Origin of the sequence: Candidatus Nanosynbacter sp. HMT-352, assembly GCF_022819345.1 — a bacterium.
Classification (GTDB): Bacteria; Patescibacteriota; Saccharimonadia; order Saccharimonadales; family Saccharimonadaceae; genus Nanosynbacter.
In genome coordinates this window covers 245,893-263,774 of record NZ_CP089288.1, presented here as the reverse complement: position 1 = coordinate 263,774, position 17,882 = coordinate 245,893, and the positions used below count along the sequence as shown (strand labels likewise).

The 17,882-nt window shown below is 41.1% G+C and carries 22 protein-coding genes and 5 tRNA genes; 13 read left to right on the top strand and 14 right to left on the bottom strand.

Annotated elements, in window-relative coordinates; all coding sequences use genetic code 11:
* Positions 1–10 precede the first annotated feature (10 nt).
* From LRM46_RS01455 to LRM46_RS01445, 3 genes are all read right to left on the bottom strand, one after another.
* Positions 11–280 carry a co-chaperone GroES gene (locus tag LRM46_RS01455; RefSeq protein WP_232272958.1) on the bottom strand — a complete coding sequence of 90 codons (270 nt, stop codon included), beginning with the start codon at positions 278–280 and terminating at the stop codon, positions 11–13.
* A 94-nt stretch (positions 281–374) separates the two neighbouring features.
* On the bottom strand, positions 375–704 hold the full coding sequence (locus LRM46_RS01450) for a hypothetical protein (protein WP_129637131.1): 330 nt from the start codon (positions 702–704) through the stop codon (positions 375–377).
* Positions 705–711: 7 nt separating this feature from the next.
* Positions 712–1,572, bottom strand: coding sequence for a hypothetical protein (locus LRM46_RS01445; protein WP_243813288.1), 861 nt, complete (start codon positions 1,570–1,572; stop codon positions 712–714).
* Between the two features lie 83 nt (positions 1,573–1,655).
* On the opposite strand from LRM46_RS01445, the gene LRM46_RS01440 reads away from it, so the two are divergent.
* Positions 1,656–2,945: a Mur ligase family protein gene (locus LRM46_RS01440; RefSeq protein WP_243813287.1), complete on the top strand. Its 1,290-nt coding sequence runs from the start codon at positions 1,656–1,658 to the stop codon at positions 2,943–2,945.
* On the opposite strand, the gene LRM46_RS01435 is transcribed toward LRM46_RS01440, so the two are convergent.
* Positions 2,902–4,218 carry a UDP-N-acetylmuramoyl-L-alanyl-D-glutamate--2,6-diaminopimelate ligase gene (locus tag LRM46_RS01435; RefSeq protein ID WP_243813286.1) on the bottom strand — a complete coding sequence of 439 codons (1,317 nt, stop codon included), beginning with the start codon at positions 4,216–4,218 and terminating at the stop codon, positions 2,902–2,904. The genes LRM46_RS01440 and LRM46_RS01435 overlap by 44 nt on opposite strands.
* Positions 4,219–4,259: 41 nt before the next feature.
* Between LRM46_RS01435 and tsaD the strand changes: the two genes are divergently transcribed.
* From tsaD to LRM46_RS01420, 3 genes are all read left to right on the top strand, one after another.
* Positions 4,260–5,330 carry a tRNA (adenosine(37)-N6)-threonylcarbamoyltransferase complex transferase subunit TsaD gene (gene tsaD, locus LRM46_RS01430; protein WP_243813285.1) on the top strand — a complete coding sequence of 357 codons (1,071 nt, stop codon included), beginning with the start codon at positions 4,260–4,262 and terminating at the stop codon, positions 5,328–5,330.
* Positions 5,331–5,348: 18 nt separating this feature from the next.
* The gene (locus LRM46_RS01425) at positions 5,349–6,275 is read left to right on the top strand and encodes a lipid II:glycine glycyltransferase FemX (protein WP_243813284.1); all 927 of its coding nucleotides are present in this window, start codon (positions 5,349–5,351) and stop codon (positions 6,273–6,275) included.
* Positions 6,276–6,437: 162 nt separating this feature from the next.
* Entirely contained in the window at positions 6,438–8,993 is a 2,556-nt protein-coding gene (locus LRM46_RS01420) for a valine--tRNA ligase (protein WP_243813283.1), read from the top strand.
* Position 8,994: 1 nt separating this feature from the next.
* On the opposite strand, the gene LRM46_RS01415 is transcribed toward LRM46_RS01420, so the two are convergent.
* The gene (locus LRM46_RS01415) at positions 8,995–9,336 is read right to left on the bottom strand and encodes a hypothetical protein (RefSeq protein WP_243813282.1); all 342 of its coding nucleotides are present in this window, start codon (positions 9,334–9,336) and stop codon (positions 8,995–8,997) included.
* A gap of 141 nt (positions 9,337–9,477) precedes the next feature.
* Between LRM46_RS01415 and LRM46_RS01410 the strand changes: the two genes are divergently transcribed.
* A complete protein-coding gene (locus LRM46_RS01410; RefSeq protein WP_243813281.1) occupies positions 9,478–10,560 on the top strand; it encodes a VanZ family protein in 1,083 nt (360 codons plus the stop codon).
* 74 nt (positions 10,561–10,634) lie between these two features.
* Here the strand turns inward: LRM46_RS01410 and LRM46_RS01405 are convergent.
* A tRNA-Ser gene (locus LRM46_RS01405) sits at positions 10,635–10,724 on the bottom strand.
* Between the two features lie 17 nt (positions 10,725–10,741).
* Positions 10,742–10,834, bottom strand: a tRNA-Ser gene (locus LRM46_RS01400).
* A gap of 72 nt (positions 10,835–10,906) precedes the next feature.
* On the opposite strand from LRM46_RS01400, the gene LRM46_RS01395 reads away from it, so the two are divergent.
* The 5 genes from LRM46_RS01395 to LRM46_RS01375 all read left to right on the top strand — a co-directional run bounded on the left by LRM46_RS01395 (position 10,907) and on the right by LRM46_RS01375 (position 12,607).
* A complete protein-coding gene (locus LRM46_RS01395) occupies positions 10,907–11,314 on the top strand; it encodes a hypothetical protein (protein WP_243813280.1) in 408 nt (135 codons plus the stop codon).
* Positions 11,315–11,349: 35 nt separating this feature from the next.
* Entirely contained in the window at positions 11,350–11,868 is a 519-nt protein-coding gene (locus tag LRM46_RS01390) for a hypothetical protein (RefSeq protein ID WP_243813279.1), read from the top strand.
* Positions 11,869–11,969: 101 nt separating this feature from the next.
* A tRNA-Arg gene (locus LRM46_RS01385) sits at positions 11,970–12,046 on the top strand.
* 12 nt (positions 12,047–12,058) lie between these two features.
* Positions 12,059–12,146: transfer RNA gene (locus LRM46_RS01380), tRNA-Ser, on the top strand.
* Between the two features lie 8 nt (positions 12,147–12,154).
* Positions 12,155–12,607 carry a 23S rRNA (pseudouridine(1915)-N(3))-methyltransferase RlmH gene (locus LRM46_RS01375; protein WP_243813278.1) on the top strand — a complete coding sequence of 151 codons (453 nt, stop codon included), beginning with the start codon at positions 12,155–12,157 and terminating at the stop codon, positions 12,605–12,607.
* Here the strand turns inward: LRM46_RS01375 and LRM46_RS01370 are convergent.
* Entirely contained in the window at positions 12,602–13,093 is a 492-nt protein-coding gene (locus tag LRM46_RS01370; protein ID WP_243813277.1) for a ComF family protein, read from the bottom strand. The two genes, LRM46_RS01375 and LRM46_RS01370, sit on opposite strands and share 6 nt — an antisense overlap.
* Positions 13,094–13,380: 287 nt before the next feature.
* On the opposite strand from LRM46_RS01370, the gene LRM46_RS01365 reads away from it, so the two are divergent.
* The gene (locus LRM46_RS01365; RefSeq protein WP_129743619.1) at positions 13,381–13,875 is read left to right on the top strand and encodes an Hsp20/alpha crystallin family protein; all 495 of its coding nucleotides are present in this window, start codon (positions 13,381–13,383) and stop codon (positions 13,873–13,875) included.
* 99 nt (positions 13,876–13,974) lie between these two features.
* Here LRM46_RS01365 and LRM46_RS01360 read toward each other — a convergent pair whose 3' ends face one another.
* The 6 genes from LRM46_RS01360 to LRM46_RS01335 form a co-directional block, all read right to left on the bottom strand.
* On the bottom strand, positions 13,975–14,352 hold the full coding sequence (locus LRM46_RS01360) for a pilin (protein WP_243813276.1): 378 nt from the start codon (positions 14,350–14,352) through the stop codon (positions 13,975–13,977).
* 76 nt (positions 14,353–14,428) lie between these two features.
* Positions 14,429–14,806 (bottom strand): hypothetical protein, encoded by a 378-nt coding sequence (locus LRM46_RS01355; RefSeq protein WP_243813275.1) that lies wholly within the window; start codon positions 14,804–14,806, stop codon positions 14,429–14,431.
* Positions 14,807–14,814: 8 nt separating this feature from the next.
* Positions 14,815–15,201 carry a pilin gene (locus LRM46_RS01350; RefSeq protein WP_243813274.1) on the bottom strand — a complete coding sequence of 129 codons (387 nt, stop codon included), beginning with the start codon at positions 15,199–15,201 and terminating at the stop codon, positions 14,815–14,817.
* Position 15,202: 1 nt separating this feature from the next.
* Positions 15,203–15,478, bottom strand: a complete 276-nt coding sequence (locus tag LRM46_RS01345) for a hypothetical protein (protein ID WP_243812127.1) — start codon at positions 15,476–15,478, stop codon at positions 15,203–15,205.
* A 10-nt stretch (positions 15,479–15,488) separates the two neighbouring features.
* A complete protein-coding gene (locus LRM46_RS01340) occupies positions 15,489–15,926 on the bottom strand; it encodes a pilin (protein WP_243813273.1) in 438 nt (145 codons plus the stop codon).
* Positions 15,926–16,300, bottom strand: a complete 375-nt coding sequence (locus LRM46_RS01335; protein ID WP_146555102.1) for a hypothetical protein — start codon at positions 16,298–16,300, stop codon at positions 15,926–15,928. The genes LRM46_RS01340 and LRM46_RS01335 overlap by 1 nt, the downstream gene beginning before the upstream one ends.
* Positions 16,301–16,403: 103 nt before the next feature.
* Between LRM46_RS01335 and LRM46_RS01330 the strand changes: the two genes are divergently transcribed.
* Both LRM46_RS01330 and LRM46_RS01325 read left to right on the top strand, forming a co-directional pair.
* Positions 16,404–16,481, top strand: a tRNA-Asp gene (locus tag LRM46_RS01330).
* Between the two features lie 160 nt (positions 16,482–16,641).
* A complete protein-coding gene (locus LRM46_RS01325; protein ID WP_243813272.1) occupies positions 16,642–17,838 on the top strand; it encodes a hypothetical protein in 1,197 nt (398 codons plus the stop codon).
* Positions 17,839–17,882: the final 44 nt, after the last annotated feature.

The window sequence follows — 17,882 nt, the reverse complement described above, 5'->3', positions numbered from 1 at the left end:
ACTCCCCTTTTTATCCAACAACCGTTGCTAAAATATCTTCTTCGCGAACAACTAAATATTCCGTGCCGTCAATTTTCAAATCCGTAGTCGAATATTCCTTATAGACAATCCGATCACCAACTTTGACGTTCTTCACATCGCCGCCAACTGCTTTAACTTCCGCAACTACTGGCTTTTCTTTAGCGTTATCAGGCAAGTAAATTCCGCTCGCTGTCTGAGTCTTTGCTTCTTCACGCACCGCTACAACACGGTCGCCAAGAGGCTTAATAGGTGTACTCACGTTATCCTCCATTTCGTTAACAACGTATCTATTGTAACGCAACAAATTAGCACTCGTCAAGTGTGAGTGCTAATTATCTAGATATTATTCGGTATTATACGATTAGTAGCTCAGGGAAATTATCATCACCATCATCGCCTTTTTCCGATGCAGAGATTCTTCCCGTAAAGGCAACCCCCTTAATAGCAACTTCCCCCATTGTTATAATCATTCTAGTATTTTCACTGCTCTTTCCAACATCAATAGAAGCAGCTGAAAAGGTAGCTTCCTCTTTCTTAGGAACAACACCTCTTCTTTTTGCAATATCATTACCATCAAGATTCCCCTCAATCGTTATTGGAAATTCTGAACCCAACGGATTAGTGCGTAATGTAGCATCAAGCTCCTGAAGATTAGCTGGCTTAATAACTTTATAAGCTTCCATACTCTACCTAGACTGCCCTTCCCAGCGTTCTTTGAGCTTTGCTACGCCTTTGCCTTTCAATGGCAACTATTTCCTTAATTTTTTTCTCATAGTAAGAACATTTACTCTTGATAGTTCTGTCTTCAGGAAGCACTCTACCACAAAAATCATCATCATCAAATTCCGACCAGATTACATAATAACCCGGTCTACGATTCCTTTCTTTTGCCTTATAAGCAGAAATTTTAGTCGCTTTTATATCAATGTTAAATTCAAACCTTTCGCCTTGATCATCGACATAGTGAACACGAATATCTCCTCCATTAAGATCATCTTCAGTACTAGTCATTTCAGCAAGTTCAACTCCCGGAGTCCAGTTTAAGGCACTTTCAGCAGCAATTTCATGGCGCATTCCCTGAATCACAGCATAAAACGACTGACTAGCGTACTCAATCTCCGAGCGAGTATAATTAAGCATTAACATAACCTCATTGATGGAATCCATAGTTTCCTTCATACTACTACACTGCTCTTCATCTATCATAGTACGTATGATTTTATTGAATGTCGTAACTGTTTCTTTACACTTTTTTATCTCTTTGTGAGACATATCACTCTTATGATTATTAAGCTTTACCTGAGCATCAAGCCAATACGGCATAATTTGTATTAATTTCAGAGCTCTGTCTTCGTCTGTTTCATATTGACTTTCTTGTTTACTACGCTGAATATCTATAGCTTTAGACACAACATGCCGCTTTGCCCCTACCGTTTTTAATGCCGTCCCACCTAACTTTGAGCATATTTCCATATACTCAGAAGATCTCGTGACCTCAGCAGCAACCTCACTCAATCTCATTCGCTCTCTATTGGATCTGCTTGTATTCATAACTGCTATAATACCATAAAATCATTAAAAAAGCAACCCCACGCCCTTCTCCCTACTATTCCTCAATCTGTTATAATAACTCCATGCAATTATTCAAACATCTCTTAGAAACAATTCTCGGCTCTTATGTAAAAAAATATCTTAAATCTCATCCTGACACCAAACTAATTGCCATAGTTGGCAGCGTTGGTAAAACTAGCGTAAAATCAGCAACCGCCACTGTTCTATCAGAAAAATTCACCGTGCGCCATAGTCGTGGCAATTTGAACACAACTTTAAGTGCGCCGCTGGAAATCTTAGGTGTAGACGGACCAAAAAACGCCAAATCTCCCCTAGCCTGGCTGAGAGTCTTCTCCGCGGCACACGCCAGCATAAAAAACCCCGAATCGCCAGATGCAATTATTCAAGAATGCGGCATTGATTGCCCTGGTGAAATGGCTACTTTTATGCGCTACATTCAACCCGACATTGCCATAATTACCTCTGTTGCTCCTGAACATATGGAGTTTTTCAAAAATATGGATACGGTAGCTCACGAGGAATTGTCCATTAGCCAGGTCGCTAAAAAAACCATCTTCAACCTTCACGATATCGATGAAAAATATCATAATCTCATAGTTGGAAATCGCGTAAGTTACGGCGATAAATCCGCCGACGTTTTCTTGGAAATTAAAAAGACTACAGATGCTGGTTGTATTGTCAATTTAAAACACTCCGAAGAAACTTCTCAGGATATAAATATTTCTGTATTGGGCAAACACAACATCCGCTCAATCACTGGCGCGGCGGCGGCGGGATTAGCCTGCGGAATGAATATTGAAGAAGTTGCGGCGGCTTTAACAAAAATCAAACCAGTTTCAGGTAGAATGAATATTTTACGCGGCATACGCGGCTGTACATTACTGGACGACACTTATAACGCCAGCCCTATTGCCATGGAAAATTCGTTAAAAACGCTCTATTCCATCTCTGCCAATCATAAAATTGCCGTATTGGGCGATATGAATGAACTAGGCGAAACATCTGAATCAGAGCATAAAAAAATCGGCGAAATTTGCGACCCTAAACAGTTAGAATTGCTCATCACCGTCGGTAAAATGGCTAAAAAACACCTCGCACCAATTGCTAAGAAAAATGGCTGTAAAGTAATTTCTTTTGACACGGCGCTTGAAGCTGGAGAATTCCTGAAAAATAGCGACATTAAAGATACGACAATTCTATTCAAAGGCTCACAGGGCGGCATTTACCTTGAAGACGCCGTGAAAGAATTGCTACTCGACCCAAGCGATGCAGAAAAATTAGTTCGTCAATCACAAAGCTGGAAACAAATTAAAGCGAAATTTTACGACTCTTTTTCTCAATCTCAGAAATAATTTCCTGAACGACCTTCTTATCATTCCACGGAATTCGCTTGCCATTCACAATTCGGTACTGCTCATGACCCATACCCGTAATCAGAACCGTATCGCCACGAACAGCCGACCTCAGAGCTTGATAAATCGCCTGTTTTCGATCAGCAATTTCCGTCATTTTATGAGCCTTCTTCGTTCGCTCAATTCCCTGACGAATCATTGCCCGAATTTCATCTGGATTTTCGTTGTAGCTCTCCTCGTCAGTCAGGAAAATCCTATCCGCCAAATTAGCCGCCAGCTCGCCCATAATCGGACGCTTTGTCTTATCTCTATCGCCGCACGCACCAAACACCAAAGTTAATCGCCCCTTGGTAATTTTATGAGTAGTTTTTAGCAATTTTTCCAGCGCGTCTGGTGTGTGAGCATAATCCACAATAATATCAATTCCAAGCTTATTCTCTACTCGCTCGAATCGTCCAGGAATCGCTTCCAAGTTCGCCACACCTTCTTGGATATCTTCCAACTTTATTCCCAACAAATACGCCAACGACACCGCAGCCGACATATTCATCACGTTAAATTCGCCAGGCAAATTAGTCGCCAACTCCAAATGAGTTTGATGGTCAATCAGTAAACTCGCCTCTGTTCCCTTTTTATATAACTTAACGTGCGTTAAGTGAGCTTCGGCTTCCGGATTCGTTCCGTAAGTCATTTTCTCGCCAGAAGCTGTAAACTTGTCAAAGTATTCAAACCACTCGTCATCACGATTCAGCACGATATATTTCGGCTTTTTCTCAAACAATTTAGCCTTAGCTGCTGCGTAAGCTTCCATCGTTTTGTGATAGTCCAAATGGTCTTGAGTCAAATTAGTCATCACCGCCGCCTCAATTGGCACGCCGTCAAATTTATGCTGTGATAAAGCGTGACTTGTTGCCTCTAAAATCACATATTCCACACCTTCACGCTGAACTGTCTGAAAAAAGCTAAACAGTCTTGCTACAGTCGGCACCGTCGCATTCAAATCATTTATCTTTTCCTCGCCAGCAATTTCAATCACCGCCGTCGTAAATAATGCAGTCTTAAAGCCAGCCTCTTTCAAGATTTCATTGATGTAACAAGCAGTCGTAGTTTTCCCGTTCGTCCCTGTTACTGCAATAATTCTCAAGCCACGAGCTGGATTGCCATATCTTAGGCTAATCATCTTCGTGCGCGCAACTCTATAGGCGTTTTCGGTTTTTTCCAAAGCTCCTTGAGGTAGCGTTTTTCTAGCAATTTTTACCAACTCGTTTTTCATAATACCCATTTTACCACTTATATTTGCTATAATAAAAACAAATGAGGATTTTGGGAATTGAATCCAGTTGCGACGAAACAGCGGCGTCAATAGTTGAAGATGGCGAACGCCTGCTTTCAAATGTCGTCAATTCTCAAATTGACATTCACGCAGAATACGGCGGAGTTATTCCAGAAATTGCCGCGCGTAGTCATTTGGAAGTTGTAAATCCCGTCATTAAAAAAGCTTTATCTGACGCAAATTGCACTTGGGATGATATTGACACCATCGCCGTTACTTACGCGCCAGGACTTATTGGCTCGCTATTAATCGGCACTCTCGCCGCTAGAACTCTCGCTATTATTCACAATAAGCCGCTCTTTAAGATTCATCACGTAGAAGCTCACGTGTACGCCAATTTTATCAATAAGCAAGCTGGCAATTTATCTCTAACATTGCCGAAACAACAACCGTCATTCCCTATGCTTTCGTTGATCGTTTCAGGCGGACATTCACAACTTGTCCTATTCAAAAATCACGGTGACTATCAGCTTATTGGACAAACTCAAGACGACGCGGTTGGCGAAGCGTTTGATAAAGTTGCTAAAATCATCGGCTTGCCATATCCTGGCGGCCCAGCTATCGCTAAAGCTGCTGAGCTTGGCGACCCACACGCGTTTCACTTGCCTATCGCCAAATTATCCGGCGAATACGATTTTTCCTTCTCTGGGCTTAAGACAGCCGTTTTGAGAGCCGTTCAGCACGAAGTCGGTAAAGACTTCACTTTTCCCTCTCATGAGCTTCCAGCGCTCGTAGATGACGAATTACGACGTAATATGGCGGCAAGTTTCCAGTATACAGCCATAAAAACTCTCGTAAATAAAACCAAGAAGGCGTTTGACAATTTCCAGCCAGCCTCCGTTGTAATCGCTGGCGGAGTCGCGGCTAACCAAGAGTTGCGCCGTCAATTACGCGAAGCTTTGCCAATTGACATCGAATACGCCCCTATCCAACTCTGTACAGATAACGCCGCGATGATTGCTACCCTTGGTTATTTCAGATCTCAAATTGACGAACCGACAGATCCATACGACCTGGAAGTTCAGCCAAGTTTATCAATGACAGCAATATAACGTTGTGAGGATTACAACATGAATCAACATTTTCTACAATCATCATCCTGGGAAAAATTCCAACAATCGCTCGGTCGAAAAGTCTTTCACAACAGAGGTGAAGGATGGGAATATTTCGCAATATTAGAGCGCGGCACGGGCAATTCTCGCTTATACTGCCCTTTTGGTCCAACCGCCACTAATGAGAAAAATTTGCAGTTGGCATTAAAAGATCTCGTTGACCTAGGTAAAAAACTTGGCGTTACTTTCCTTAGAGTCGGACCGGTTAAACCCACCTTTTCTAAGGTATTATATGATGAGAATTGGAAGAAAGCCACTTACGTCCATTTGCAGCCAGAACATACGCATATTATCAATCTCCAGCAGCCAGAGGAAGAGATTATAGCAAGCATGGCGCAACCTGTAAGGAATTGTTATAGGAATTATCACAAAAAAGGTGTAACGGTCCATCAATCTCAAAACCCAGACGATATTAAATATTTCTTAGAATTGATACACAAAGTCGCCAAACGAACTGGTATGTCGCCGCACCCAGATTCATATTTTCATAAGCAAGCTGGTTCCCTGCTGCCATCAAAGGACGCTTCATTCTGGTACGCGACATGTGATAATAAAGTAATTGCTACTGCCCTATTTTTCGACTCAAAAACAACTCGAATTTACGCGCATGCAGCAGCAAATTCTACACCAGAATATCGCAAACTTAACGCTGGAACCGCCCTGCTCACCGAAGCGATAATCGATGCAAAACATCGCCAAATGGAGAAAGTCGATTTATACGGAATTGCTCCTGAAAACGCACCAAAAAATCACCCGTGGGCTGGCTTTACGAAATTCAAGCGATCATTCGGCGGCGAAGATGTCTATTCTGGGTCAACCTGGGAACTTCCCTTAAAGCCACTTCAATATTGGCTATATCGAGCGTATCAAACGATTAGAAAATAGCCTTAATTTCATCCATCGCACCACATAAATTTGTGGTATAATTAAGATGTAATATAAACATGTGGAGAAATTAGAGGATTACATATTTAAGGGCTTTTGCACGTGAAAAGCTACTTTGTTTTCTTTTGTCTTTTTTCACATGAAAAAACCATGGAATAATTTATGCAGCTAGCTAAACAATACATACCAAACGATTACGAACCAAATATTTACGCCCTATGGGAAACCAGTGGCGCATTAGAGCCAACAGGGGTAGGCAAGCCATATTCAATCATTATGCCACCACCTAACGCGAACGGTAATCTGCATATCGGGCACGCACTCGATATGAATTTGAAGGATATCCTGATTCGTTATCACCGAATGAAGGGCGATGATGCCGTATTTATTCCAGGCGCCGACCATGCTGGGTTTGAAACTTGGGTTGTGTATGAGAGAGATTTGACGAAGCAAGGGAAGAGTCGCTTCGATTTTTCACGTGACCAATTGTATAGTCAAGTTTGGAATTTTGTACAAGAAAAACGCGGCAATATGGAGCTGCAATTGCGCGCGTTAGGTGTTAGTGCGTCATGGAAGCATTTGACATTCACTCTGGACGAAAAAGTTATCAACACCGTATACGACACATTTAAGAAAATGTGGGATGACAATTTGGTTTACAGAGGTGAGCGAATTGTCAATTATTGTACCAAACACCAAACCAGCTTTGCCGACATCGAGGTAGAACATAAGAACGAGAAAGGGAAGTTGTGGAAAATAGCTTACCCGACATTAGATAAAATTGGCGAGATTATCATTGCTACTACGCGTCCAGAAACTATGCTTGGCGACGTTGCCGTAGCGGTTCATCCAGACGACGAGCGATACAAAAAATTGATTGGAACTCGCATTTTACTGCCAATTGTCGATAAGGAAATTCCTATCATCGCGGACGAATATGTCGACATGAGCTATGGTACCGGTGCGGTTAAGATTACGCCAGCGCACGACCCGAACGACTTTGAAATTGCAAAACGTCATGATTTACCTATAGAGTCAATTATCAGCCCAGAAGGGAAGATGATAAACGTGCCAGCGCAGTTCTTAGGATTAACACCAGTAGAAGCTCGCGCTCGAGTCTTGGAAGCACTGGAAGCACTGGAGCTACGTCGCGGTGAAACTGAAATTGAACACGCCGTTGGACATTGTTATAAGTGTGGCAGCGTAATTGAGCCAATGATTAAAGAGCAGTGGTTTATTAAAACACAATCACTCGCACAGCCGGCAATTGATGCGCTCAAAAAAGAAGAAATTACTTTTTATCCAGCATCAAAGCGCAAAGAACTTATCGCATATCTTGAGCAATTAAAAGACTGGAATATTTCACGACAGATTCCATGGGGAATACCAATTCCTGCGTTTGTAAATGAAAACGACCCTAAGGATTGGATATTCGACACTCGCACCAACGAGCAGAGTATTGTTGTAAATGGTACAACATATATCAGAGAAGAAGACACTTTTGACACCTGGTTCTCATCTGGTCAATGGCCATACATCGTAACAGATTACTTAACTGGCGGCGATTTAGCTAATTATTTCCCGACCGACATGATGGAAACTGGTATGGATATTATGCGCGCATGGGTTTCTCGAATGATCATGCTTAGCCTATACCGAACAGGTAAGGTGCCGTTCAAAGAAGTTTATCTACACGGAATGGTTAATGATGAGCACAATCAGAAAATGTCCAAATCTAAGGGTAACGTTATCAATCCAATGGAATTGGTTGCGGAATTCGGATCCGACGCAACACGCATGGGAGTTATTTCTGGGCGAGCGCCAGCTCAAAGCCAAGCTTTCAACAAGGGATCAGTCATTGCGGCACGTAATTTCTGCAATAAGCTATGGAATATTGCCAGGTTTGTCGAGGCGCAAATTGGCGATAATCACCAAATTGTTGACTTAGAGCCGCAAACTCCGGCCGATCACTGGATTATTCGCCAATTGAACGACGCCGCCAACAACATTGCTGTTAGAATAGAGCAATATCGCTTCTCAGAGGCATCAGAAACTGTTTATCACACCATCTGGGACGATGTGGCCGACTGGTACATTGAATCGTCTAAAACCGCGATCAATCGTCCGTTGTTATCCTGGGTTTTGGCGACTTCTTTGAAAATCGCTCATCCGTTTGCGCCGTTCGTTACGGAAACAATTTGGCAAACGCTTAATTACACCGACGGCATTTTGATGCGTGAAGCTTGGCCGACTCCAGAAAAGTTCGATCCGATTGCCGCCGAGCAATTCGAGCAACTTAAGCTTCTGGTCGCTGAAGGTCGCTGGGTGATTGCTGAACTGCCAGGGAATAAGAAATATCGATTGTTATACGGCAACGATAGTCTTATCGCCGACAATCAAGACACAATTAAGCATCTTATGCGGCTTGAGGCAATTGAGCACACAGATCAGCCGCGTGGACTGAGATTAGCGGCAGCAAACAGGGAAGCGTGGCTAGATATCGATAGCGAAACTCTGTATCAACATCAGGAAAATCTGGAAATGCGCCTAGCCGAAGCACGTCAGAAATTGGCGGGATTAAAGAAGCGCCTGGAAAATCCAACTTACGTTGAGAAGGCGCCAGCTCACCTTGTCGAGGAAACTCGAGAGCAATTAGCCGAGCAAGAAAAAATCATTACTCGGCTTGTTTCGGAGTTGGAAGTGATTAGCTTAAAATAGCCTAACTCACACCTTCAAAGTCAAGGTGATATCCGTCAAAAGTATGCTGACCACGAGCGGCATATTTTTGGCGTAATCGCTTCTTATCGTTGTTACGAGGCGTAGTTCGCGGTCGCGCCGAACCCTCTTTCAGCACATTTGACAATTGAGCATGTTCTGGATGAGTATGGGGCTTTGTTTCTGGCATTTTTATTTCATCCTCAACGCCACTTTGAACGCTATATGTTTTCCAAGATGACAAAAACGCTTTATCGACGTTGGTGTCGTGCAGCAGCACACCAAACGCTACATTCAAACTGACAAACATAGTTGTAACGGTGAAAAACTGTTGTACTAAATTCATTTTTATTCTTTCTTTTTGTATCTATTTTTAGAATACTAATTACAATGTTAGCATAAGCTTTGTTTTTTGTCAAGTATATTTCCCAGCATAGAAATAGCTATTCTGATTTTTACAGAGAAAATGTTTAGTATAATGGAGTTTATGGGATATCTAATTTCTATTAAGGTCGCGCTGATACTTTTTCCAATTTTGGCTTTTCTTATCACGTTGCCGTATATGATTGCGAACTATCGAAAATATGGCTCCGTCAATAAGCTGCGGACTTTGATTTTGTATTCCTTTATTCTGTATTTATTAACTGTGTATTTCTTAGTTATTTTACCGTTACCAAATCCAGAATCCGTTCACACAACTTACGCAGAAAATCTGAATTTAATCCCGTTTTCATTCGTCGCAGATTTTATAAAGAACAATCCACTTATATTAACAGATAGTTCAACTTGGATTACGGCGATAAAACATCCCACTTTCTACGTTCCTGCTTTCAACGTTTTAATGCTCATTCCGTTCGGAATTTATCTGCGATACTATTTCAAATGTAGCCTTAAAAAGACGTTGTTATTAACAGCTATTTTAAGTTTATTCTTTGAGATAACTCAATTATCTGGACTTTATTTCATCTATTCAGGACCTTACCGATTAGCCGACGTCGATGACGTCATCCAGAACACGATAGGCGGATGCATCGGTTACTTTCTGGGCTGGTTTGCGACATGGCTACTTCCGTCCAGGGAAGAAATAGATGAAAAATCCCTTGAGGCTGGCTCACGAGTTTCTGGAATTCGCGTTAGTTTATCTCTAATAATCGACGCTGTTATCATCCGTATTCCTTACACCTTATCAAAAACCCAACTTCCGTTTTCGCTATTTTTAGCCCTCTATTTTAGCCTAATTCCTCTACTGAATGGTAAAACTTTTGGTAGCGCATTATTAAAGTTTGGGCTAACATTTGAAAATAAAAAATGGATTCGCACAATTTTCAGAGGAATCTTACTTACGATATATTTTCGCATCATTCCCGCAGGCTTGTTTTACCTAGCGAATAAATTTAATAAGGAAGCAGATTCGTTATTGTTTCTCTGTCTGCTCGCAATTGCGTTATTAGTATTCATATTATTCGTATTAATTACAATTATAATAGCCCTATTTAACCGACGTTTTATGTTTGATCGTCTATCTGGCGCAAGTTATGAAAGTACGATTCAAGTCAAACAAGAGAAATAAAAAACTCCATCAAAACCAATAAAAATAGGAGACTCACATGGATCTCCTATTTTTCAAATTCAATAGCACTATTTTGGCGGAAGGGGAGGGATTCGAACCCTCGGTACGTTTTACCGCACGCCGGTTTTCAAGACCGGTACCTTCAACCACTCGGTCACCCTTCCGTACTATCTCTGAATTTTGGCGGAGGAGGGGGGATTCGAACCCCCGCTACAGATCTCTCCGTACTAACGATTTAGCAAACCGTCCCCTTCAGCCACTTGGGTACTCCTCCAAACTCACTATTTAGTGTACCATATAAGTGCAATTATTGATAGCTTTATCGTAAATAGAGTATAATAGGATTATGATAAAAGAATACATCTCTAAGATTACAATAGGATTACTTACAATCGGATTCGGCGTAGCTTTAGTAACTGCTCCAGTTTCCGCATTAGGTGAAGGCGGCGCACCAGCCGGAATTAACGCGGCACGCGGCGACAATACGCCATCCAACTTAGCTAATGGTGATTCATCAATCGTAAGGCGTGCCATCAACATTATGCTATTCGGCGTCGGCGTTTTAAGCGTCGTTATGCTAATCTTCGGCGGTTTTCGCTACGTAATATCTGGCGGTAAAAAAGAATCCGTCACAAACGCCAAAAACACAATTTTATACGCAATCATCGGTCTATTAGTCGCGGTCTTTGCTTACGCCATAATCAACTTCATCCTTGGCGCAGCTTTAAGCGGCGGATCAACCACTAACGTTTAATTGTCCGTTAATTCTCATCGTGATATACTAACGCCATGAACGATAGTCCAGAAAACCAAGACTTTGAAACGCCATCACCTGACAGGATTGATTTAACCGAGCCAATAGCCTGGAACGCACCAGAAGGTGTGCAAGTTCAACGCGGTAAATTGTGGTACGTGTTTTTTGTCATTGTGTTGATAGGTTTAATGGCTTTAGCAATTTTGGTGTTTAAGAACTGGACTTTCGCTGTTTTATTGCCAATTATGGCTGTAGCCTTGTTTGTATTATCAAACAAAACTCCTCAAATAATAAACTACGCGATTAGCCCCAAAGGCATTTACATCGCCGATGTTTTACACGATTTTAGCGAATTTCGCGCATTTGGATTAATTCACGAAAACAACCAACATTCGATTCTATTATTGCCCGTAAAACGATTTTCGCCAGGTTTAACTATTTACTTTTCCGAAGCAGAGGGCGAGAGAATTGTCGATATGCTCGGAGCGCGCCTACCAATGCAAGAAATTAAGCCAGACGCCTTAGAGAAGTTTATTCGGCTGATAAAGCTATAGCTTGATTGACTATATTTTATGTGGTAGAATACAAAAGTTCAGTGCTTTATAGCAATGAAGGTACCTTATATTTTTATTATAGCCTTTTCGAAAGGCTGTATGCACCCGTAGCTCAGCTGGATAGAGCGCTGGCTTGCGGAGCCAGAGGTCGTAAGTTCGAATCTTGCCGGGTGTACCACATTAGCTTTATGGAGAGGTGCAGGAGTGGTTGAACTGGCCGCTCTCGAAAAGCGGTATGGGGCAACTCATCGAGGGTTCGAATCCCTCTCTCTCCGCCATAGATATTATGAAAATCACCATTATAACAATCGGAAAAAAGCACGAAGTCTGGGTTCAACCAGGCATTTCTCGTTTTTTAGAGCGTCTACGAGCACCATTTGCTGCGGAAATGATTATTCTACCGCATTCAAGCTTTGAAGGCGACAGAGCGCGCCAGGAAGAGTCTGAACGTATTTTTTCACGCCTTAATTCGGACGACTTCGTTATTTTGCTCGATGAGCGCGGAAAAAACTTATCATCGCCGGAATTATCTAACCTAATAACCGAACATATCGACAAGCATATTGTCTTCATCATCGGTGGCGCTTACGGAGTTACTGGCGACTTGCGCCAAAAATCCAACGTCGTCTGGTCGTTATCGAACTTAGTGTTTCCACACCAATTAGTTCGTCTTATTTTAGCTGAGCAATTATACCGCGCCCAAGAAATCCATCGCGGCAGTCATTATCATCACTCATAGCTTCGGGCGCCCGTGCCTGGCAATAACCGCAATGTCCACGTGTTTAGCACCATTTTTTCTCAAACATTCCGCCGCCGCTAATACAGTTGAGCCAGTCGTAAAGATATCGTCAATAATGATATATCGCTTATTTTTATCAACTTTACCCGCAATTTCAAAAAACTCCTTTGCTTGACGTTTTCTCTGGGCGGAAGACTTCGTAAAGTGCTGGGTGACGTTATTTCTGCGCCGGAGCAGGGAACAGCACTCTATTTTTCTACGTCGAGATAGTTTAATAGCAATTTTTCGGATATGATCAAATCCACGACGCCGAATATTCTTAGAAATTGTAGGAATCGGTACGATTACTGTACCTGACGGCAATTCAGGCAGAGCTTCGTCTAAGAACTCACTTAGCAATCCAGCCGCCGCCTGAACACGATTAAACTTATAATCATCAATTATTTTTGCAACAACACCTGTACGTCGCGAAAAGCACCAGATCATATCACAGGGGAGCTTATGTTTTTTACATAAGTTGCCATTCTCCAATAAATCACCACATAATACACACATATCATACTTCCGACTCATGATGTATTTTTTACAATCTAAGCATAAAATACCACCCGTTTTACCACACTTATAACAGTGGTGAGGAGCGATGATTGATAATAGCGTGTCAAACATTGTAATTTTTACGTTTTAAGCCTTTCTCTGTTGATTATAACGCACATTACAGTTATACTAATAAAGACTTTGTCAATGAGCCTATTATAAAAGTGGAGGAAATTATGGCCCGAAAGCAAGATGATACATTACTAACAGAACAGGAATTGGCTGCGGCGTTTATTGACGATGATAACGACGATCTGCTACCTGGTTTTGACGACGACAACAGTAGAAGCAACAGTACATCAACAACACGATCCGACGACAATTGGGAAGATGAAGCTGATGATGCAATGGGTCAATTGGCTGTTGACGTTTTTGAGACAGAAAATAACCTAGTTATCAAAGCTCGTACTGCCGGCGTAGATCGAAACGACCTAGACGTAAGCATTTCTGACGGCATCTTAACAATTAGCGGCACACTGTCTAGCGGTGACGAAGCAGATGTTCGCCAATGGCACATCCAAGAATGTTACTGGGGTGAATTCAGCCGTACATTAGCATTGCCAACCGCTGTAAATGAAGAAGGTGTTAAGGCAGAATTAAAAGATGGCGTTTTGACAATTACTTTTGAAAAGATAAAGCAAGAAAAAGCAAAGAAGATTCAAGTTCTGTAAAAACCATTTCACAGAAAATACCGTCACAAATTGGCGGTATTTTTTTAGCCATAAAAAAAGAACCTCATCAGCGAGGCTCTTTTTTACCGGTAGAGTAGATTAACCCTTAAACTTATCGATAACCATATTGACGATTGCGTATGCCAAAATTGCAACCACCAAACCAACAATTGCGTACAAAACTGTGTTCTTAGCTGCAGTAACCTTATTACTGTCACCGGCTGAAGTGGTGTAACGGATACCACCCCAGATAAGCATAATAACGCTTAATGCACCGACGGCAAACAAGAATATATTTACAAATTGCTTAACCAAAGTTTGAGGATCTGAAGCGGTTTCACTCACACCTTCTCCTCTTGCACTATTTACGCCATTAGTTAAGGTAAAATCACCTTCGGCGCTTGCAGCTGGAGCTACAGCCAAAGCAACAGTTGGTACTACCAGTAGTCCCGCCAAGATTAATTTTAATTTATTCATTGTTATTTTCTCCTTGTTTAATGATATTACTATTATACATTTTTATCTGTTATTTGTAAAACTAATTATGGATTTATTATAGTCGATTTGTAACCATATTGACGATCGCGTATGCCATAATAGCCACAATTAGTCCAACCACTGAATAGGTGAGCGTACTCTGAGCAGATTTTGTCTTTGAAGCGTCGCCAGCCGAAGTAATATAGCGAAATCCGCTAAAGATAATCATAATAACAGACAAAATACCCACAGCCCAAAGCAAAACATTAACTACTGTTTTTATTAGACCGTTATCACCGTCAATACTTTTACCTTTCATTTCCGATGTTGTAGCCGTATCAATTCCTTTAGATACCTGAGCAGAAACACTGCCCGACAGGGAAGCAGTAGATAAAACCGATGCTCCAAACACCGCACAGATCATAATTGCTATTGATATGATTGATTTTTTCATATTTTCTCCTAATTAAACCTATTAAATACAAAATTAACAATTGCTGATGCGAATAATGATACAGCCAAACCGACTACCGCATATAAAACAGTATTCCTAGCTTTTGCAGCCTTCTGAGCATCACCACTGGAAAGCGCAAATAAAATACCACCAATAACTATCATAATAATCGAGATAGCACCGACAGCCATAAGTAGAACTTCAACGATAGTTTTTATAATACCATTCACCTGACCTTCACCGCTATCTTTATTTTGACAATAGACAGAGTTGTCGCTTCCATTTTCCTTTGAGCAAATATCGATACCGTTAGCCGCAGACACCGCTGGAGTGAACACTCCAAGAAGCCCAATCATTAGTATTCCAGCCGTCAGGATTTTTGTAAAAATCTTCATCTTAAACCTTTCCTATAATATAACCTGTTATAGCAATCGCGTTAGCAATAATTACCAAACCGATGACTGCATATAGAATAGTATTCTTTGCGCTGGCAGTCTTAGCTGGATCACCAGAGGACAGGGAATAGTTTATTCCAGCAATAATAACAATAATAACGGCTACGACACCAGCCACCCAAAATGCCAAATTAACAAACTTCATAATATCTACACCATTATCCTTCGGCACACCAAGACTATCAGCACTCCCCAACAATCCAGCAAAAAATTCCATATATCTCATTTTATACTCCTATATTTGATGATATAAAGTTAACCAACGCAACAGAAGCTAGGGCAATAACCAAACCAATCGCGGCACTCATAATAGTCTTTCGCCCATGAGCGGCCTTGTCTGGAGCACCGTTACTGGTCATCATCAAGAAACCACCGTATATAATATATCCAACGGTCGTGTAACCAATAAGCTGCAGCAAATCATCAACGATATTAAGCGCGATTTTCCAGATAAAATTTGCCTGCGAGTCAGCGTCCGAACCCGGATCTTTAATAGAACAGTCACCTTTCGTCAATCCGTCATACCACGGCTTCAATGTTAAAATCTTTCCTTTTTTATCACATTCATTAACTTTACTTTCAGCAAAAGAAGTATCCGGGAAAGTCATACTCACCCCAAACGACCCTATAATCATTAAAGACATTGCTATTATAATTTTCTTCATCAATCGAAAACTCCTCCTGGAATAATAAAGTTAGTAATTGCCACCATAAATGCAAACATTATTATCCCAATAACAGTATTCGTCCAAACTTCACGCGCTTTTTTTATCTTATCAGGACTACCCTCAGAAGTGGTATATAAGAATGCTCCGTATATAACAGCACCAACCGCCGCGACCAAAACTCCAGCGGTTAAGATTTTAATAACTTGTTTGATTATGTTGATAATTGCCGTGCTGCCTTCGCCTTCACAAGAAATAACAGAGGTTTCCGCGCCACCACAACTGCCGGCAGCTAGAGCTATTCTGGGTACAAAAACACTTCCTACGATTACTGTTGCGATAAATATACTGATTACAATATTTCTTTTTGTCATAAAATTTTCTCTTATACCTAAATTGTAAAATAGTCAAGCGAAAAAAGCAAACATTTTCCTTGAAAAGACAGAAGTAATCTGATAATATAAAGGATATTGATATGCGCTCGTAGTGAAGTTGGCCTATCACGCCTCCCTGTCACGGAGGAGATCGCCGGTTCGAATCCGGTCGAGCGCGCCACAGATGATTCACCCTAATAGGGTGTTTTTTTATGGAAAATATACCATTTTTATTGCATTTTTGTACAATTTGTGTTATTATATAGCCAATTGGACTGGAAGGTCTAAGAAGTTTTTATAATAAAATACCTGACAATGTCAGAGAAAGGACCCCAAGCGTTATGGTTTATAATCCCAATAAGCTTAATAGCCCAAGCGGTTCAGAACTACCAAAAAAAATAATGGCACTAATTGGTGCGGCAGCATTCGCGCTTGGAGCGGCAGGATGTAGTGATAGCGAAAGCTATAGATATAAAGAGCCAACTCCAGATACTACAACATCCACGTCGCAGGAAAGCGAGAATCCATCTTCTGAAACCAGCACAGACACAACAGAGCCTGTACCTCAAGAAATAATCGACAAATATAAAGACGTAAATCTATCTGACCTCAGAGGTCTTTTAGAAAAAGAAAAAAGTGGTGAAGAAGTTAGCTATAGTGAGTGGAGAGCCACTTTCGCTAAATTCGTAAACGAAAACTTAGTAAAAGAAGACGATAAAATACCTGTAGAAAAATACGGAGCAGTATTAACCAACTATTCCAACTTCGCCAAAGATATGCGCCCTGTCATCAAGAATAATGTTATAGGTATATTCGCCCTTGGAAGTATACGTCAAGACTCTGTTGAACACGGTTATCCTTTCTCTGTAGAAGAAATGAAAATCATAGACAAGGGTGTATTAAATACAATTACAGTTGCTCAAGCTAAGTTCTCCTTAGGTTCTATAACTGAGTATGATAAGAATAAGCATTTTCCTAATATATTCAGGATAAAAGATATTACAGACATTACTGTAGAGGAAGTTTTTGAAAGCACAGGGCGCGACAATGAAGGTAATACTACAGGCTATATCACCTACATACCTGATGGTTTATCAACAAAAACCCAATGCGGAATTGCAGATTCTGTTGCAATGTGCATGAAGACAAGCCCTAGAGTAGATCTTGGACCAAATGAGGCTGTAGGCAAAAAAGTCTCTACGTATGGATACGCCACCGAAGAAATATCTACAGTATATAAGGTATCTTTTAAAGACAATGAAAATAGAGAACTTTCTATGCCTTTTGCTGTTAGAGCCTTCGTTAACGGCGATAGGGATGCAAGTAAGTTAAACGTTCCTGGGTACGAACAAGTTGACAGCGGCTTTGATAATGACTACTTCAATCTTGACAGATATGTACACATGACTAGCGTGATAGCTGGCTTTGACATATTAGTCGAATCTAATGCAGACGGAGCCTTTCTGGAAAAAGATGGTGTTAAAGTATCACCCCGTGATATTCCTGAGGTTGCTGAAGCTATTGAAAACGATAAGTAGATTTTTAATTTATTACTTGCATAAACACCTTCATATGTGATTAA

Bases quoted from the DNA above. Each gene is read 5' to 3' on its own strand.
- LRM46_RS01370 (WP_243813277.1), bottom strand. From the start codon at position 13,093: ATGATCTGGTGCTTTTCGCGACGTACAGGTGTTGTTGCAAAAATAATT.
- LRM46_RS01335 (WP_146555102.1), bottom strand. From the start codon at position 16,300: ATGACAAAAAGAAATATTGTAATCAGTATATTTATCGCAACAGTAATC.
- LRM46_RS01440 (WP_243813287.1), top strand. From the start codon at position 1,656: ATGCAATTATTCAAACATCTCTTAGAAACAATTCTCGGCTCTTATGTA.
- LRM46_RS01340 (WP_243813273.1), bottom strand. From the start codon at position 15,926: ATGAAGAAAATTATAATAGCAATGTCTTTAATGATTATAGGGTCGTTT.
- LRM46_RS01420 (WP_243813283.1), top strand. From the start codon at position 6,438: ATGCAGCTAGCTAAACAATACATACCAAACGATTACGAACCAAATATT.
- LRM46_RS01360 (WP_243813276.1), bottom strand. From the start codon at position 14,352: ATGAATAAATTAAAATTAATCTTGGCGGGACTACTGGTAGTACCAACT.
- LRM46_RS01425 (WP_243813284.1), top strand. From the start codon at position 5,349: ATGAATCAACATTTTCTACAATCATCATCCTGGGAAAAATTCCAACAA.
- LRM46_RS01415 (WP_243813282.1), bottom strand. From the start codon at position 9,336: ATGAATTTAGTACAACAGTTTTTCACCGTTACAACTATGTTTGTCAGT.
- LRM46_RS01355 (WP_243813275.1), bottom strand. From the start codon at position 14,806: ATGAAAAAATCAATCATATCAATAGCAATTATGATCTGTGCGGTGTTT.
- LRM46_RS01325 (WP_243813272.1), top strand. From the start codon at position 16,642: ATGGTTTATAATCCCAATAAGCTTAATAGCCCAAGCGGTTCAGAACTA.
- LRM46_RS01390 (WP_243813279.1), top strand. From the start codon at position 11,350: ATGAACGATAGTCCAGAAAACCAAGACTTTGAAACGCCATCACCTGAC.
- LRM46_RS01345 (WP_243812127.1), bottom strand. From the start codon at position 15,478: ATGGAATTTTTTGCTGGATTGTTGGGGAGTGCTGATAGTCTTGGTGTG.
- LRM46_RS01435 (WP_243813286.1), bottom strand. From the start codon at position 4,218: ATGAAAAACGAGTTGGTAAAAATTGCTAGAAAAACGCTACCTCAAGGA.
- LRM46_RS01450 (WP_129637131.1), bottom strand. From the start codon at position 704: ATGGAAGCTTATAAAGTTATTAAGCCAGCTAATCTTCAGGAGCTTGAT.
- LRM46_RS01395 (WP_243813280.1), top strand. From the start codon at position 10,907: ATGATAAAAGAATACATCTCTAAGATTACAATAGGATTACTTACAATC.
- LRM46_RS01365 (WP_129743619.1), top strand. From the start codon at position 13,381: ATGGCCCGAAAGCAAGATGATACATTACTAACAGAACAGGAATTGGCT.
- LRM46_RS01350 (WP_243813274.1), bottom strand. From the start codon at position 15,201: ATGAAGATTTTTACAAAAATCCTGACGGCTGGAATACTAATGATTGGG.
- tsaD (WP_243813285.1), top strand. From the start codon at position 4,260: ATGAGGATTTTGGGAATTGAATCCAGTTGCGACGAAACAGCGGCGTCA.
- LRM46_RS01375 (WP_243813278.1), top strand. From the start codon at position 12,155: ATGAAAATCACCATTATAACAATCGGAAAAAAGCACGAAGTCTGGGTT.
- LRM46_RS01410 (WP_243813281.1), top strand. From the start codon at position 9,478: ATGGGATATCTAATTTCTATTAAGGTCGCGCTGATACTTTTTCCAATT.
- LRM46_RS01445 (WP_243813288.1), bottom strand. From the start codon at position 1,572: ATGAATACAAGCAGATCCAATAGAGAGCGAATGAGATTGAGTGAGGTT.